Raw genomic sequence first — 15,135 nt, 5'->3', positions numbered from 1 at the left:
CGCTCACGACCGGACCTCCACGACGGGGTCGGTGCCCGCGAGTCGCGGATTGACCTCGGGGATCAGATGGACCCGGAAGTCCCGGACCCGGTCGGTCGTCGCGAAGCTGTTGGTCATCGAACAGAGCGGTAGGAGGGCCCGATCCGAGAGCAGTCCCGTAATCGCCGTCTCGTAGAGGTCCCGGCGGCGCATCCAATCGAGAGTGGTCCGGGCCTGCAAAATGGGCTCCATCACCTCGTCGTCGCGCTCGAAGACGCCGTTGGTCTTCCCGGCCATGTTCTCGTGGGACGTCGGGTACAGAAACGAGTCCGGATCCGAGGTGCCCGTGATCTCACCGACGAACAACGAGTAATCGCTCGCAGCACCCGTGACGACCGTCTCGAGGTAGCTCGACCACGGTTTCGAGGTGACGAGCGCGCCGTGACCGGCGTCCCGCAGCCCGCCCGCCAGCGCCTCGGCGAACTCCGTTGCGACGGGGTCCTTCGACGTCAGGATCTTCAGTTGGCCGCTCGTCTCGTCTGCCTCCTCGAACAGCCGTTTCACGCGCTCCGTGTTCTTCGGATTCGGGATCGCGGCCCACTGCTCGACGGGCAGGTCCCACTCCTCGGCGACCCGTCTCGGAAGGGGGCTATAGACCCGCCGGCCCATCGGTTCGACGAACTCCCGGACGGCCTCGTCGGCGTCGAGACAGTAGCTGATCGCCTCGCGAACCGTCGGATCCGTCGTCGGTCCGTCCGGCGTCGGGGCTCGCTCGACGGAACCGTCCTGATCGGTTCGCGGTGGCGATACTACCGGGAGACGATAGACAGCGCTGTTCAACCATCGATATCCATGGAGGCTCCCACAGCCAGTCCCCTCATACTTCTGCTTGCGGTCGCGTTCTCCGCCCGCGGACCGATTCGCGGACTGTCTCGGGGGCGGGCGGCTCGCAGGCCAGGGCACCCGGTGCCGGGACGACCGAGCGATTCAAGTCCGCGTTCGCCAATCACGGGGTAGTGGCAGTATCGTTCGACCTGTTCGGAACGCTGGTCCGCGCGCCGAAGCCCGACGATCCCGCACGGGCGATCGCGGCCGAACTCGCCGCCCGCGGCGTCGACGTCCCCACCGAATGGGACGAGGCCTACCGCACCCCGCAGATCGACGCTCCCGAGGGCGCGGAGGTTCCCCTTCACGCCCACGTCGCGTGGGCGCTCGCCGCCTGTGGGGTCAACGTCCCGGAGAACGCGGCCAGACGAGCCGTGATCGCGGCGTTCGACCCCGACGTCGAAGTCCGAGAGGGAGCCCGCGAGGCGATCGTGGCGGCCCACGAACTGGGGCCCGTCGGCCTGCTCTCGAACTGCAGCGTGCCCGAACTGGTCGCCCGGACGCTGATCCGCGCGGACCTGCGCGGGGAGTTCGACGCGGTCGTTTCGAGCGTGGACTGTGGCTGGCGGAAACCCCACCCGAAGGCGTTCGAGGCGGTCGCCACCGGGCTCGGAACGTCCGTCGAAACGCTCACGCACGTCGGGGACTCGCCCGTCGCCGACGGCGGGATCGCGACCTGTGGCGGGCGCGCGATCGTCCTCGATGGGATCGCGCTGTCGGAGGTGCCCGCGCTGCTCGACGACTGCGAGCGCGAGCGATGAGCCTCGTGCTCGCGGCGCTCGCACTCGCCGTCGGCCTCGAACTCGCGCTGGGAGAACCACCAACAGAAGTCCATCCCGTCGCGTGGTTCGGCCGGGCGGTCGAGCGAGCCGACCGCGAGTGGAGTCATCCCGGAACGGCGGGGCTGGCCATCGCTTTCCTCTGTCCGCTGTTCGTCGCGGGCGCTGTTTCGGGGTTCGTCGCGCTGGCCGGCTCGCTCGGTCCCTTTTTCGGGATCCTCGCCGCCGGGTGCGCGCTGTTCGCCACGACGAGCCTGCGAATGTTGCTGGACGTCGCGCGGACGGTGATCGACGAAAGCGAGCGCGACCTCGCAGGGGCGCGCGAGGCGGTGCGGGCGCTCGTCGGGCGTACCCCCGAGGAGCTCTCGGCGGGCGAACTTCGGAGCGCCGCCGTCGAGAGCGCCAGTGAAAACCTCGCGGACGGGCTGGTCGCACCGCTTTCCGCGTTCGCGTTGCTCGCCCCGCTCTCGCCGTCGCTCGGGGCCGGTGGGGCGGCCTGGGTCAAGGCGGTCAACACGCTCGATTCGACGCTCGGCTACCCCGAGAAGCCCCACGGCACCGCGAGCGCCCGCCTCGATGACTACGTCATGTGGCTGCCCGCACGCGCAAGCGCCGCCCTGCTCGCGCTCGCCGCCCGCCGACCGGGCGCGCTCGTTCGCGCCCGCGAGTGGGCCGGCGCGCCGCCCTCCCCCAACTCCGGCTGGCCGATGGCGACGCTCGCCGGCCTGCTGGACGTGCGCCTCGAAAAACCCGGCGTCTACGTCCTAAATCCCTCTAGAGACCTGCCGACGGGGGCCGACGCCCGCCGCGGGGTCAGGATCGTCGCGCTCGCGGGCGCGCTCTCGTACGCCCTTGCCGGGGTGGTCGCATGGCTGTAGACGCCCTCCGGGGGGCGCTCGGCTTCCTCACGCGCCTGCCGGTCGGCCGCGACGAGCGCGCCTGGGAAGCGTTTCGCGAAAGCCCGGCGGCCTTCCCGATCGCGGGCTACGTCGTCGGGGCGCTCCTCTCGGTCCCCTTCCTGCTCCCGCTCCCCGGGCCGAGCACCGCGTTCGCCTTCGTTTCCGTGGTCTACCTCGTCACCGGCGTCAACCACGCCGACGGCGTCGCGGACCTGGGTGATGCGGCGGTCGTCCACGGCGACCGGGAGAAGCGCCGCGCGGTCATGCGCGATACGACGGTCGGCGTCGGGGCGCTCCTCGCGCTCGGGATCGTCCTCGCGGGGCTGGCGCTCGCGGGGGTGGCGCTGGCGGGGCTGCCGCTGGCCGCGGCCGCCGGGATCGTGCTGGCCGCGGAGGTCGGCGCGAAGTTCGCCGTCGCTCTATTGATCCGTCTCGGCGAGCTGGCCCACGAGGGACTGGGCTCACAGTTCGTCGGACAGGAATCGGGGACGCTCCTCGCGCCTCTTGCGGCCGCAGTTCCCGCCGCACTCATCTCGGTGCCGGCGCTGGCGGCCGTCTGCGGTGCGACGCTGTCGGGTGCGCTGCTCGGCCGGTGGGCGCACTACAGACTGGGCGGGATCAGCGGCGACGTGCTCGGGGCCACGAACGAACTCGGGCGGGTCCTCGCACTGCACGCGGGGGTGATCGCGTGGACGCTCTGGTGATGTGCGGCGGGCGGGGCACCCGTCTCGGGATGGGCGAGAAGCCGCTGGTCGAAGTCGGGGGAACGCCCATGGTCGACCGGGTGCTCGACGCCGTCGCGCCCGTCGTCGGGACCGTCCATGCCGCCCCCTCGACACACACTCCCCAGACGCGGGCACGTCTCGCCGGTCGCGTCCCGATCATCGAAACGTCCGGCGCGGGCTACGTCGAGGACCTCTCACAGGCGCTCAGCGCGATCGACCCGCCGGTCGTGACCCTCACCGCGGACCTGCCCTGCCTCCTGCCGGCGGACGTCCGGGCCGCCCTCGATGGGTATAAACGTGGGTCGCGCACGGTCTGTGTGCCCGTCGAGCGAAAGCGTGCCCTCGGCGTCAGCGTCGGAACGCGGTTCGAACGCGAGGGGCGCGCGCTCGCGCCGACCGGAGTGAACGTCGTTGGAGAGGGGGAAGAGTCGGTTCAGAGGGTGGATCGGGTCGGGCTCGCGATCAACGTGAACGAACCGGCCGACCTGGCGGTCGCCGAACGCGTGGCGTCCGAACGCTTCTAACCCCGCGCGGTCATGCGTCGGTATGGATCCGGACACGGCGGCGAGGGTCGGACGCGTACCACACGGGGGTTGTTCCGAGCCGGAGGTCATCGATTTTAGCGCGAACGTCAACCCGCGAACGCCGCCAGGGGTCGCCGACGTCTACGGGGACGCGCTCGCCCGGTCGAGGCGCTATCCGGACGACGCCTACCCGGAGTACCGCAGCGCCGCGGGCGAGTACGTCGACTGTCCGCCCGAGGGAGTCGTGCCGACGCCGGGCGGGCTCGCGGGGATCCGGCTCGCGATCGCGACGACCGTCTCGCGGGACGAATCGGTGCTCGTCCCGACCCCGAGCTTCGGCGAGTACGCCCGCGAGGTTCACCTCCAGGGCGCCGATGTGGAGTTCGTCGCCCACGACGAGGTCTGCGAGAGCGACCCGGCCGACCACGCGATGGCGATCGTCTGCAACCCGAACAACCCCACCGGGACGGCCTACGAGTCGGGCGATCTGCTGGATTTCCTCGCGCGCTGCCGAGAGGCCGACACCGCGTTGCTCGTCGACGAGGCCTTTCTGGGGTTCACCGACCGCCACTCGATGGCGGGCCGTGTGGGGGCGGTCGTCGCCCGATCGCTGACCAAGCTGTTCGGGCTGCCGGGACTCCGGGCGGGGTTCCTGGTCGCGACTGGCGAGCGCCGCGAGCGCCTCGAAAACGCCCGACGGGCCTGGAACCTCGGAACCCCCGCCGCCACGGTCGGCGCCCACTGTATGGCCCAATACGGGTTCGTCGAGCAGACCCGTCGGCGCGTCCGGACCGAGCGCGCGCGGATGGCTGAGACCCTCGAAAGCGAGTATAACGTCGTGCCCTCCGAGGCCCCGTTCCTCCTGCTCGACACCGGCGCGCGGTCGGTCGACCGGGTGCTCGACCGGGTCCGCGAGGGTGATCTGGCGGTCAGGGACGCCCGCTCCTTTCGCGGGCTCGACTCCCACGTCAGGGTCGCGGTCCGGACCCCCGAGGAGAACGATCGACTGATCGAGGTCCTCCTCGATGTTTGAGACGCGGGTCCGCGAGGGCGTTCTACGGGTCGAACGCGAGGGGACTCGGTGGCTGAGCACCGGTTGGGACGGTGGTTTCTCGGAGGGACCGGTGGCGTACAACGTCTCGGTTCCCGAGAGCTGGGGGCGGACCGACCTCGCGAGCTACGTCGCAACCCGACGCGAGCGCGCGCGGTTCGAGCGCCCGGGGCCGGCGCTGCTGACCGGCGTCGACCTCGAACACGCCCGCGGCGCACGCTACGGCCCCGTGGAGGCGATCGCCACCGCCGGCGTCTCGAACCCGGCGGCGCTGCCGATGGCGCCTTCGGGGGAGCCGAGCGTGCCGGCCGAGGAGGGGGCTGGGACGGTCAACGTGATCGTCGGGACGACCCGCGACTGTCGGGGCGGCGCGCTCGCGAACCTCCTGACCGTGGCCGCGGAGGCCAAGGCCGCGACCCTCATGGAGCGGGCAGGCGTCCCGGGGACGACCACCGACGCCGTCGTCGCGGCCTGCGACCCCGCGGGCGAGCCCGTCGAGTTCACCGGGAGTGCGACACCGGTGGGCGCCGCGACCCGCGCCTGCGTGCGGGAGGCGGTGGTCGCAAGCCTCGATTCGCGCTATTCCGAGCGGGAGATCCCGACCCCGTCCGAGGCCGAGTACGGGGTCGAGACGACCGAGCGTGCCGCAGTCTACCGGGTAGGGGACCGAACGGACGAAGTGGATCCACGATAAGGGGTGGGTATGGCTCTCGAGAACACCCCTGGACGGGGACGGACGCCCGAAGCCCACGAGATCGAATCGAGCGCGCCCGCGGAGTTCGGGCGCGTCCAGCTCTGGTGGGGCGACGGGAAGGGAAAGACGACGGCGGCGATGGGGATGGGCTTTCGCGCCGCGGGCCACGGCTATCGGGTCCATATGCTCCAGTTCATGAAGGGCGGCGCCTCGAGCGTCGAGGACGTCCGGGGCGAGTACAACGCGATCCGAGCGATACCGAGCTTCTCCTACGAGAACGCGGGCCACTACGGCTGGCACGGCATGCGCGACGGCAGCGAGGACACGGACCACGAGAGCGAGGCCGACGCCGGGTTCGAGCGCGCACGGGAGCTGGTCGAGGCGGCACGGGCGGCGGATCTCGACGAACCGCTCGCGCTCGACGGCAAGCCCGAGAAAGGAGTGCACATGCTGATCCTCGACGAGGTCGTCTACGCCGCCAACAGGGGGCTGGTCGATCCCGACGACCTCGTCGAGTTGATCGAGGACAAACCCGCCGATCTCGAACTCGTTCTAACGGGGGGCCACGAGAAGCCGGAGTACCTCTACGACGGCGCGGACCTCGTGACCCATGTGAAAAAGGAGAAACACCAGTTCGAGGAGGGCCAGCGCGCCCGGAAGGGCACCGAGTACTGAATGGCCCGCACCCTTCTGGTGGCCGGGACCGCGAGCCACGTCGGCAAGAGCACGGTCGCGTCGGGGCTGTGTCGCCACCTCGCCGATCAGGGTGTGGCCGTCGCACCGTATAAGGCCCAGAACATGTCGAACAACGCCCGTGCGGTCCCGCGGGCCGGCGATCCGACGAAGGCCGGCGAGATCGGCGTCTCCCAGTACGTGCAGGCGCGGGCCGCCCGGATCGAGGCGACCACCGACGTGAACCCCGTGCTCCTCAAACCACGCGGCGACGGCGAGAGTCAACTGATAATCGACGGCGAGGCGGTCGGAAACGTCGCGGCGGGCGAGTACTACGAGAACGGCTGGGAGCGCGCCCGCGAGGCCGCCCGCCGTGCCCACGCGCGCCTCGCCGCGAAGTATGACGTGGTGATCGCCGAGGGCGCAGGAAGTATCGCGGAGATCAACCTCGCGGACCGGGATCTGGCGAATGTCGAGACCGCCCGCTTCGCGGATCGGGGCGCGTCGGAGGGGCGAGCGGGCGGCCCGCGAGGCGTGGAGGTCCTGCTGGTCTGTGACATCGAACGCGGCGGCGCGTTCGCGAGCCTCTATGGCACCCTCGAACTCATGCCGGAGGACTGCCGCGAGCGGGTGGTCGGCGCGCTGATCACGAAGTTCCGGGGCGATTCCGACCTCCTAGAACCGGGGATCGAGGAGATCGAGGACCGAACCGGCGTCCCCGTCCTCGGGGTGCTCCCCTACGACGACCCCGGTCTCCCGGAGGAGGACAGCGTCTCGCTCCCCGCAGCGGGCGAGACGACCGTCTACGGCGACCCGGAGGGAGTGCGGATCGCGATTCCTCGCCTCTCGCGGATCTCCAATTTCACCGACCTCGAACCGTTGGCACGCGAGGAGGGCGTCGGCGTCGCCTACGGCCCGCCCGAGTCGGTGCTCGACGGCGCACACGCGGTCGTGCTCCCCGGAACGAAGAACACCGTCGACGACCTGCTCGAACTCCGCGAGGCTGGCTTCGGCGACCGTCTTCGCGAGTTTTCGGGCCCGATCGTCGGACTCTGTGGCGGCTATCAGATGCTCGGCGAGCGCATCACGAACGCCGCCGTCGAGGGCACCGGCGACGAGGACGTGATCGAGGGGTTCGGCCTCCTGCCGGTCGAAACGCGTTTCTCGGAGGAGAAACGCGTCGAGCGCGTCGAGCGCGAACTCCGTGGGGTCGGCCCGCTCGCGGGCGCGCGCGGTCGGGTGACGGGCTACGAGATCCACATGGGCGAGAGCCGTCTGACGGGTCCTGCCGCCCGTCCCTTCGACGAGGAAGGCGCGGCAACCGGCCGTACGCTCGGAACCTATCTCCATGGCGTGTTCGAAAACCGGATCGTACGCGAGGCGTTTCTCGACCACGTCTTCGAGCACGCCGGCCGCGAGCGTCCCGACTCCTCCGACCGGACCTCACCCTACGACCGGGCCGCGAGGCTGGTCGCGGACCACCTCGCGCTCGACGCGCTCGGGTTCGATTCGCCACAAATATAGTAAAATTGATAAGTTTGGTTGCTCCCGTGTGTGTCAATCAGTATCACTAATGAAAGCGAAACAACTAAAATACACTCGCGTGTAGAAAGGGACGAGCCGAGGTAGCCTAGCCTGGCCAAGGCGGCAGATTCGAAATCTGCTGTCCTTACGGACTCGAGAGTTCAAATCTCTCCCTCGGCGCTTTCTGCCGTTCCGATCGACGAACCCGATACCGACCGGGCCGTTTCGCTGCTTCCAGCGCCGGGGCGATTTCTCCGGTAAGCGATAACATATTTATGCGTGGAGGTTAATGGTCGAATATATTATGTGCGCGTCGCCAAGGGTCGATAGTCCATGACCGACGAGGGTCGTCCCAGCGATCGCACCGTGTCCGTCGGGGAGGGATCGCCGGTCTATCGGACGACTCACGACTTCGAGAGCCGGCGCGCGCTCAGTACGACCGTCATCGAGGCCATCGAGGAGGCCGTCGACGTCGAGGGGCCCTCCTCGCGGGTGCTCGCCGACGTGATCGATCCGGACTGTCTCGACGGGCTGTTCAGACCCGTCCGTCACCGCACCGACCGCGACAACGGGATCGTCCAGTTCCCGCTCAAGGAACACCGAATCACCGTTTATGCCACCGGCGAGGTCGAACTGCGTCGGATCGAGGATTAGTCGTCCGCCGGGACGATCGGCGCCGGCTCGTCGACGAGGAGTCGATCGAGCGCGTCGACCATCGCCACTACGCTCGCGCGCGTGATGTCGGCGTCGCTGCGCGCGACGGTCACCGTGCGATCGCCCCGCGACATCGCTACCTCGACGGTCACCACGGCATCCGTGCCGCCGGTGATCGCGTCGACGTGATAGGAGTCGAGCTGGGCGTCGGCCGCCGAGCCCAGCGCCTCGCGGACCGCCGATACCGCCGCGTCGACCGGCCCGCTGCCGACGCCGCTTGCGACCCGTTCGTCGTCGTCGACCCGCAGGCGAACGCTCGCGGTCGGGGTGTCGCCGCCGCTCGCGGCGGTAAGGTCGAGCAGTTCGACCCGGCGGTCGCGCTCGGTACCGCGCACGTCCTCGGCGATCGCCAGCAGGTCGGCGTCGGTGACGCGTTTTCCACGGTCGGCGAGTCCCTTGACCCGCGGAACGATCTCCGCGAGGTCCTCCTCGCTCACCTCGACGTCGTGTTCTGCGAGCGCGGCGCGCGCACCCGCCCGCCCGGTGTGTTTCCCGAGGACGAGCCGGCGTTCGCGACCCACCTTTTCGGGGGAGTAGGGCTCGTACATCCGCTCGTCCTTCAGGGTGCCGTCGGTGTGGATCCCGCTCTCGTGGGCGAAGGCGTTCTCGCCGACGACGGCCTTGTTCGGGGGCAGGGGCACGCCGGTGTACCGGGAGACGAGCCCCGCGAGGTCGTACAGCTGCGTGGTATCGACCGTCTCGACGCCGTAGCAGTGATCGAGCGCGATCGCCACCTCCTCGGTGGCGACGTTGCCCGCGCGCTCGCCGACGCCGTTGACGGTGGCGTGAACGAGGTCCGCGCCCGCCGCGACGCTCGCGAGGGCGTTGGCCATTCCCAGCCCGAGATCATCGTGGGTGTGGGTGCTCGTCGGCCCGAGTTCGGCGAGCCGCGAGACGGCCTCGTAGGCGGCCTCGGGACCCGCGTGGCCGACCGTGTCGGCATAACAAACGCGGTCGGCACCGGCGTCGAGCGCGCTTCCGAGCAGGTCGACGAGGTAGTCCGGATCCGCACGCGAGCCGTCCTCGCCGATGACCTCGACCCAGAGGCCGTGATCCGTGGCATAGTCGACCAGTTCGACGGTGCGCTCGATCACGTCCCCGCGCGTAGAGCCGACCTTGCCCTCGATGTGGCGGTCGCTCGCGGGCACCACGAGGTTGACGCCGTCGACGCCACAATCGAGTGCGAGGTCGACGTCGCTCTGTACGCCGCGGGCGAAGCTCGTCACGGTGGCGTCGAGCCCGAGGTCGGTCACCCGCGAGATGGTGCGCCGTTCGCCCTCGCCGGTGCAGGCGCTACCGGCCTCGATGTAGGGGACGGAAGCGGCGTCGAGCGTGCGGGCGATCTCGGCTTTCTCCTCCGGGGAGAGCGAGATACCCGGCGCTTGCTCGCCGTCGCGGAGCGTGGTATCGAGAAGGTCTACCGAGTCGATCGAATCCAACAGTTGGGTAAAGCGATTATATTCGGGGGAGAATTTCGCATCCAGCCGGGTCGCCCCGACTTCCTCTATCCTCCGAGTCCGAATGGTGAGGGTTGCTCTCCATTGTACTCCAACCGAGGGAGACACTGCATATCAAACTGCCGGTTCCGACGGAGATCCCGGTCAGCGCGCCACCTCGATCCGGTCTCCCTCGCGAATCCCCCCGCCCGCATCCGCCGGGAGCTCGACGATCGTGTCGGCCCGGCCCCGGCCGAAGCCGGTCCAGGCGTCGAGACGTGCGGTGTGGGTGACCTCCCCGTCGACCAGCCAGACGGCGTCGATCGGAAACGGGACGAACAGCATGTGTAACGACCGCGTGACGGGTTTTCCGAACTCGAAAACGAGTCCGTAGTCATCGGGTAGCTGCCGGCGAAACATCAGCCCGCGGGCGCGGGCGAGAAACGAGTCTGCGACCTCGACGTTCGAGGCGACGACGATGTCGAGGTCACGGTGAACGAGGCGCACAGATGGTGTGGGAAAACCGATGACATGAGCCTTGTGGCCCGCGGAACCCTTTTGGCCGAATCGCTCGAAACGGGGTGTATCCCGGGAAATGGAACACACGCCGAAAGGAACCTCAGTCGGCGTCGACGACCCCTACGAACACGCCGAGCGCTGTGATCACTGCACCGACGACGGGCGCTGTCGGTTCGCGATCGAGCGCCCGGAGGCGAACCCGGAGTTCGCGCGCGACCGACGTGCGGCCGAGTACGCCTGTGTCGCGAGCGAGGACGGCGTCGAATGGCGCGACTGTCCGCACTTTCGCTCGCGGGCGAACGAGCGAACGTGTCGCCGCTGCGGGCTCGAGGAGCGCCGCATGGCCCATACGGGCGAACGTCCCCTGCTCGAGGAACACCACCTCTCGTATGCCGACGACGCGGACGATCCCGGCGACCGGGAGGGGACCGACGGGAAGCCGGCCCACGAGATCACGGTCGTCCTCTGTCGGTGGTGTCACGCGAAGGTCCACGGCTCGTGGGCACGCATCGACGACGACGCGTCGCCGAGCGCCTCGGCGCTCGCGGCAGCCGAGGACAGGCGCAGTCGCGAACTCGACGAACTCGGGTTTCGGCGCGCGAGCGAGCGCGAACGCGAGGAGCGCTGATCGCGCCCCTTTTGGCCCCCCATCAGTTACCCAGGGTATGCGAATCGACGTGGTCGACAACCACGGCCAGTTCACCCACCTCGAAGGTCGCGCGCTGCGCGACCTCGGGATCGATACGGAAACGATCGACAACGACACGCCGCCCGAGGAGATCGACGCCGACGGGCTCGTCCTCTCGGGCGGGCCGGACATCGACCGAGCGGGCAACTGCGGAGAGTACCTCGATCTGGACGTTCCAGTGCTAGGGATCTGTCTCGGCATGCAGGTGATCGCCGACGAGCTCGGGGGCCGGGTCGGCAGCGGCGAGTACGGCGGCTACGCCGACGTCACCGTCGAGATCGTCGACGAAACCGATCCACTGGTCGGCTCACTCGCGCCCGAAACCCGCGTCTGGGCGTCCCACGGCGACGAGGTCAAAGAGCTGCCCGAGGGGTTTACGCTCACCGGGAAAAGCGACATCTGTGGGATCGAAGCGATGGGGTGTGAACGGCGGGAGCTCTACGGGGTCCAGTGGCATCCCGAAGTCGCCCACACCGAGGAGGGCGAGGAAGTCTTCGAGAACTTCGCCGCCCGCTGTCGTGACTGAACCGGCCGGTCGGGAAGCCGCCCCCGGGCTCGCGAGCGCCACGAGCGAACGTTTACCCTGCTGGCAACCGGAGGCGTAGAGAATGACGGCGGCCCAGAGCGATCTCGCCGACCTCTCGCGGTACGTCTTTCGGGCGCCACGGTGGCACGCCAGCCTGGCGGTCGGGCTGTGTGTCGCGGCCGTAGTCGGCGTCGCGTCGTTCGATTCGGCGGCGGGAGCCACCGCACCGATCGCCGAGCTTCGGGTCGTCGGCCACGACGCCTGGCAGGGGATCTTCTACGTCTGGGTGCCGACGATCGTCGCGGCGGTCGCGACGACCGGCGTCGATCGGTTTCTCGGCGGGCAGTTCACGCCGAACCGGTCTGCGCTGCTCGCGCTCGCGGGGGAGCTGCTCGTCGTCGCCGTGTTGGTGTGTGCGGACGTCGTCGGGACGCTCGTCGGTCTCGGCCAGCCGTTCATCTTCGACGCGCTCGTCGTCGGGCTGGCGTCGGTGTTCGCCGTGCGCCTGCTCGTGGTGATGGCGGTGTCCCGTTCGTCGCTGCCCGTGGCCACGATCCCCGCGGGCATCCAGACCGCCGTCGCGGCCGCGTTGCTGTTCGTCTACGGGGGTACCTACCGGTACGTCCAGATCGGCGGCCCGGTTTTCGACGGCTCGCTTCGACCCTATCTGATCCGTACCGAGGAGGCGCCCGCGGCGCTCACGGGGCTCGCACCGCGACATTTCTCGCTTCTGATCGTTCTCTGTGCGCTGTATGCCCTCGGCGTCCACCTCTTTCTCGCGGCCATCGACCGGCCGTGGCGGCGCAGCTTCGGCGTCTCGGTGCTCGATTTCCTCCGGGGTTTCATCGGCCACGTCGCCGAGGGCTCTCGCGAGCTCGAGGTGTTCTTCGAGCAGCTCGGCGAGGAGGCGATCGTCCCGGTCACGGTGCTCGCCTTTCGCCGACCGGGCGGCGAGGAAAAGGCCCGGTTCGTCCTCCCGATGATCCATCCGGGGCCGATGGGCGAGATCGGCGGCGGCAACGTCCCGACCCGGATCGCCCGGCAGGCCGACGGGCTCGCGTTTCCCCCGCACGCGACCGCCGGCCACGACTTCAACCTCGTCACCGAGCGCGAGGTGGACTCGCTGCTCGAAGCGGCCAGACGGGCCCACGACCGGATCGACTACGCCCCGAGCGCGAGCGCGGGCGTCCGCGTCCGGGCGGGCGAGGCGTCGGTGCTCGGCCAGCGCTTCGGCGACGGCGGCCTGCTGGTCTCGACGTTCGCGCCGGGGTTCGCCGACGACGTCGACTACGGCGTCGGGCTCACCGCCCGGGCGCAAGCGCGGGCCGCTGGCCTCGAGGACGCGCTCGTCGCGGACGCCCACAACAGCAACAACGGGCTGTCCGGCCCCGATTTGGGCCACGTCACGCCCGGCAGCACGCGCTCGTTCGACCTCATCGAGGCCGCGACCGAGGCCGGCGAGCGAATGGTCGACGGTGACGACGGCCGACTCCGCCTGGGGACCGCCTGGGATCGAACCGAGTGGACGCCAGAGGAGGGGATCGGTCCGCTCGGCGTGCGGGTCGCCGTCGTCGCGGTCGGCGATCACACCACCGCCTACGTGCTGATCGACGGCAACAACATGGAGCCGGGGCTTCGCGACCGGCTCCTGGGGGCGCTCGACGGGGTCGACGCCGCGGAGGTGCTGACCACCGATACCCACGTCGTCAACACGGTCGAGGCGACGAACCAGGTCGGAGCCGCGATCGATCACGACGACCTCGAGGCGCTCGTGGGCCGACTGGTCGGGACCGCGCTCGACGACCTCGAACCCGTCGAGGCCGGGCTGGCGAGCGAACGAACCGCAGTAACGGTGTTCGGCAACGACCGGACCGAATCGCTCGCCAGCACGGCCAACGCGGCGGTGACGCTCGGCAGCGCGTTCGCCGTCGCGGTCACCGTCGCCGTCCTGGCCGTGAGCCTCCTGCTGTTGGTCCTGACGTAAAACGTGCCGAGGCGCCTTTCTGAGATCAGCTCACTCGGATCCGCCGTCCTCGGCGAACAGCTCGTCGACGGCCGACTCGGCGGCCGCGACGGCGTCCTCTGCGACTCGGTCCGCGTTCTCGTCCTCGACGTTCAGGTAGACGTCGACCTCGAGGATCCCCTCCTCGAAGCGCACCGTCACGTCGAGGTCGTCGACTTCGGAGCGGCGATACCGCGAAAAGACCAGCCCTTCTGCGGCCTCAGCCGCTGTTCGCACGACCTCTTCGTCTGCGGGTTCCATCTACGCGCCGCCGGGGCCGGGGCTGGGGCCGCCTGCCGGGCCCGCGGGGCCGCCGCCCGCGCCGCCGAGCATCTGCTGGAGCTCCTCCTGGAGCTCTTCGAACTGGGTTTGGACGCGCTCTTCCTGTTTCTTGAGCGTCTCGAGGCGGACTTCGAGGCTGTCGACCTTCTCCGAGAGCTCCTCCTCTGCGGTCTCGCGGTCGGTCTCGATCAGCAGCTCGCCGGCCTCGCGATACATCATAGTGTCCTCGTCGACGTCCTCGAGGGTTTCGAGGGCGTTCTGCGAGTCGTTGAGGGTCGATTCGGTCTGGTTCTTCTGGGTGGCGACCTGCTGGGCCGTCTCCTGAAGGTCCTGGAGCTGTTCGAGTTTCTCCTGTGCTTCCGGCGGTAGGTTACCCTGCATACCCCGACCGAGGTGGTCCGGACTGAAAAACCCCCGTTTTACGTCTCGACGAGGTCGACCGCCGCCGCGCTCCGCTCTGCGACCTCGATAAGCGTCTGCCAGGTGTTCGCCGCCGCACGTAGGGCAACGAGATCTCCCGCCTCGATCCGAACAGACAGGGTCGCCCCGTCCCGTGAGACGGACGCCCGCGAGCGCTCGTCGGCCAGCTCCTCGAGTTCGGGACGGACCGAGCGCTCGACGAGGCGGGCGCGGCGCTGGTCATCGTAGTCGAAGCGAAGAGAAGCGTCGTGGAGCCGATCGGACGTCACTCGACGCCGACTTCCTTGACGTCGCGGCTGCGCTCCTTGAGGAGCACGCGGTGGCCGCAGTACGGACAGCGGACGCCGCCGTACTCGTCGAGTTCGACGTCGCGTTTGCACCGCGAACACTTGTAGCTCATTCGTCGTCCGACTCGTCGAGGGCCGCGCGGATCGAGCGCGAGACGGTGCGCCCGGCGGGCGTCTGGGGTCGGTAGGCGCCGCCCGCGAAGACCTCTCCGGTCTCCTCGTTCTTCCAGATGCCCGTCCCCACGCGGGTGACGTCGTCGCCGTCGACGGTGGCGTGTTCCATGTCGTCCTCGATCTCCGCGACCCGGCGGCGTGCGACGCGACCGTAGCGCGCGCCAAAGCGTCCCGCGCTGCCGACGCGTCCCGATTTGCTTCTAGCCATAGTGGCAGTCACTACCCGCAGGGCGCACATAAGCCTGTTGAACCGCACCCCTCTCCGGGTCCGAAACCGCCGGGTACGGATCGCCTCGGGCCGTCCGCAACGCGGCCGAGCCCGAACGATCAAGTCAGATGACGTATATTTCGTAGG

General features: G+C 69.4%; 20 protein-coding genes and 1 tRNA gene. 13 read left to right on the top strand and 8 right to left on the bottom strand.

Annotated features, from left to right (window positions below):
- Positions 1–3: 3 nt before the first annotated feature.
- The gene (locus EAO80_RS09560) at positions 4–819 is read right to left on the bottom strand and encodes an ABC transporter substrate-binding protein (RefSeq protein ID WP_211330672.1); all 816 of its coding nucleotides are present in this window, start codon (positions 817–819) and stop codon (positions 4–6) included.
- 176 nt (positions 820–995) lie between these two features.
- Between EAO80_RS09560 and EAO80_RS09555 the strand changes: the two genes are divergently transcribed.
- The 10 genes from EAO80_RS09555 to EAO80_RS09510 all read left to right on the top strand — a co-directional run bounded on the left by EAO80_RS09555 (position 996) and on the right by EAO80_RS09510 (position 8,386).
- Positions 996–1,625, top strand: coding sequence for an HAD family hydrolase (locus EAO80_RS09555; RefSeq protein ID WP_122089688.1), 630 nt, complete (start codon positions 996–998; stop codon positions 1,623–1,625).
- Positions 1,622–2,521 carry an adenosylcobinamide-phosphate synthase CbiB gene (gene cbiB, locus EAO80_RS09550; RefSeq protein ID WP_122089687.1) on the top strand — a complete coding sequence of 300 codons (900 nt, stop codon included), beginning with the start codon at positions 1,622–1,624 and terminating at the stop codon, positions 2,519–2,521. Before EAO80_RS09555 ends, cbiB begins: the two co-directional genes overlap by 4 nt.
- Positions 2,512–3,246, top strand: a complete 735-nt coding sequence (cobS, locus tag EAO80_RS09545) for an adenosylcobinamide-GDP ribazoletransferase (protein ID WP_122089686.1) — start codon at positions 2,512–2,514, stop codon at positions 3,244–3,246. The genes cbiB and cobS overlap by 10 nt, the downstream gene beginning before the upstream one ends.
- The gene (locus tag EAO80_RS09540; RefSeq protein WP_122089685.1) at positions 3,246–3,791 is read left to right on the top strand and encodes an NTP transferase domain-containing protein; all 546 of its coding nucleotides are present in this window, start codon (positions 3,246–3,248) and stop codon (positions 3,789–3,791) included. The genes cobS and EAO80_RS09540 overlap by 1 nt, the downstream gene beginning before the upstream one ends.
- Positions 3,792–3,813: 22 nt before the next feature.
- The gene (locus EAO80_RS09535; protein WP_122089684.1) at positions 3,814–4,824 is read left to right on the top strand and encodes a threonine-phosphate decarboxylase; all 1,011 of its coding nucleotides are present in this window, start codon (positions 3,814–3,816) and stop codon (positions 4,822–4,824) included.
- Positions 4,817–5,536 (top strand): adenosylcobinamide amidohydrolase, encoded by a 720-nt coding sequence (locus EAO80_RS09530; protein ID WP_122089683.1) that lies wholly within the window; start codon positions 4,817–4,819, stop codon positions 5,534–5,536. Before EAO80_RS09535 ends, EAO80_RS09530 begins: the two co-directional genes overlap by 8 nt.
- A 9-nt stretch (positions 5,537–5,545) precedes the next feature.
- Entirely contained in the window at positions 5,546–6,211 is a 666-nt protein-coding gene (locus EAO80_RS09525; RefSeq protein WP_122089682.1) for a cob(I)yrinic acid a,c-diamide adenosyltransferase, read from the top strand.
- Positions 6,212–7,732 (top strand): cobyric acid synthase, encoded by a 1,521-nt coding sequence (locus EAO80_RS09520; protein WP_122089681.1) that lies wholly within the window; start codon positions 6,212–6,214, stop codon positions 7,730–7,732. It begins immediately after the preceding gene.
- A gap of 95 nt (positions 7,733–7,827) precedes the next feature.
- Positions 7,828–7,912: transfer RNA gene (locus tag EAO80_RS09515), tRNA-Ser, on the top strand.
- A gap of 153 nt (positions 7,913–8,065) precedes the next feature.
- Entirely contained in the window at positions 8,066–8,386 is a 321-nt protein-coding gene (locus EAO80_RS09510) for a HalOD1 output domain-containing protein (RefSeq protein ID WP_122089680.1), read from the top strand.
- On the opposite strand, the gene EAO80_RS09505 is transcribed toward EAO80_RS09510, so the two are convergent.
- On the bottom strand, positions 8,383–9,888 hold the full coding sequence (locus EAO80_RS09505) for a (R)-citramalate synthase (protein ID WP_122089729.1): 1,506 nt from the start codon (positions 9,886–9,888) through the stop codon (positions 8,383–8,385). The two genes, EAO80_RS09510 and EAO80_RS09505, sit on opposite strands and share 4 nt — an antisense overlap.
- 159 nt (positions 9,889–10,047) lie before the next feature.
- On the bottom strand, positions 10,048–10,389 hold the full coding sequence (locus EAO80_RS09500; RefSeq protein WP_122089679.1) for a DUF192 domain-containing protein: 342 nt from the start codon (positions 10,387–10,389) through the stop codon (positions 10,048–10,050).
- Positions 10,390–10,477: 88 nt separating this feature from the next.
- Here EAO80_RS09500 and EAO80_RS09495 point away from each other — a divergent pair, with 88 nt between their 5' ends.
- From EAO80_RS09495 to EAO80_RS09485, 3 genes are all read left to right on the top strand, one after another.
- Complete coding sequence (locus EAO80_RS09495; protein WP_122089678.1) at positions 10,478–11,029, top strand: DUF7097 family protein; 552 nt, start codon at positions 10,478–10,480, stop codon at positions 11,027–11,029.
- Positions 11,030–11,066: 37 nt separating this feature from the next.
- Positions 11,067–11,615, top strand: a complete 549-nt coding sequence (locus tag EAO80_RS09490) for a GMP synthase subunit A (RefSeq protein WP_122089677.1) — start codon at positions 11,067–11,069, stop codon at positions 11,613–11,615.
- 82 nt (positions 11,616–11,697) lie between these two features.
- Positions 11,698–13,599: a DUF2070 family protein gene (locus EAO80_RS09485; protein WP_122089676.1), complete on the top strand. Its 1,902-nt coding sequence runs from the start codon at positions 11,698–11,700 to the stop codon at positions 13,597–13,599.
- A 30-nt stretch (positions 13,600–13,629) separates the two neighbouring features.
- On the opposite strand, the gene EAO80_RS09480 is transcribed toward EAO80_RS09485, so the two are convergent.
- The 5 genes from EAO80_RS09480 to EAO80_RS09460 are packed head-to-tail and all read right to left on the bottom strand — an operon-like array spanning position 13,630 to position 14,988.
- Positions 13,630–13,878, bottom strand: a complete 249-nt coding sequence (locus EAO80_RS09480) for a DUF3194 domain-containing protein (protein ID WP_122089675.1) — start codon at positions 13,876–13,878, stop codon at positions 13,630–13,632.
- Positions 13,879–14,280: a prefoldin subunit beta gene (locus EAO80_RS09475; protein ID WP_122089674.1), complete on the bottom strand. Its 402-nt coding sequence runs from the start codon at positions 14,278–14,280 to the stop codon at positions 13,879–13,881. It abuts the gene before it with no gap.
- A 38-nt stretch (positions 14,281–14,318) separates the two neighbouring features.
- Positions 14,319–14,588 (bottom strand): KEOPS complex subunit Pcc1, encoded by a 270-nt coding sequence (locus EAO80_RS09470; RefSeq protein ID WP_122089673.1) that lies wholly within the window; start codon positions 14,586–14,588, stop codon positions 14,319–14,321.
- Positions 14,585–14,719 carry a DNA-directed RNA polymerase subunit P gene (locus EAO80_RS09465; protein WP_122089672.1) on the bottom strand — a complete coding sequence of 45 codons (135 nt, stop codon included), beginning with the start codon at positions 14,717–14,719 and terminating at the stop codon, positions 14,585–14,587. Before EAO80_RS09465 ends, EAO80_RS09470 begins: the two co-directional genes overlap by 4 nt.
- Positions 14,716–14,988 carry an eL43 family ribosomal protein gene (locus EAO80_RS09460; RefSeq protein ID WP_122089671.1) on the bottom strand — a complete coding sequence of 91 codons (273 nt, stop codon included), beginning with the start codon at positions 14,986–14,988 and terminating at the stop codon, positions 14,716–14,718. The genes EAO80_RS09465 and EAO80_RS09460 overlap by 4 nt, the downstream gene beginning before the upstream one ends.
- Positions 14,989–15,135: the final 147 nt, after the last annotated feature.

It is taken from the genome of Halalkalicoccus subterraneus (assembly GCF_003697815.1).
GTDB classification, from domain to species: domain Archaea; phylum Halobacteriota; class Halobacteria; order Halobacteriales; family Halalkalicoccaceae; genus Halalkalicoccus; species Halalkalicoccus subterraneus.
The sequence above is the reverse complement of the archived record's forward strand: the minus strand, read 5'-3'. Positions and strand labels throughout refer to the sequence as shown.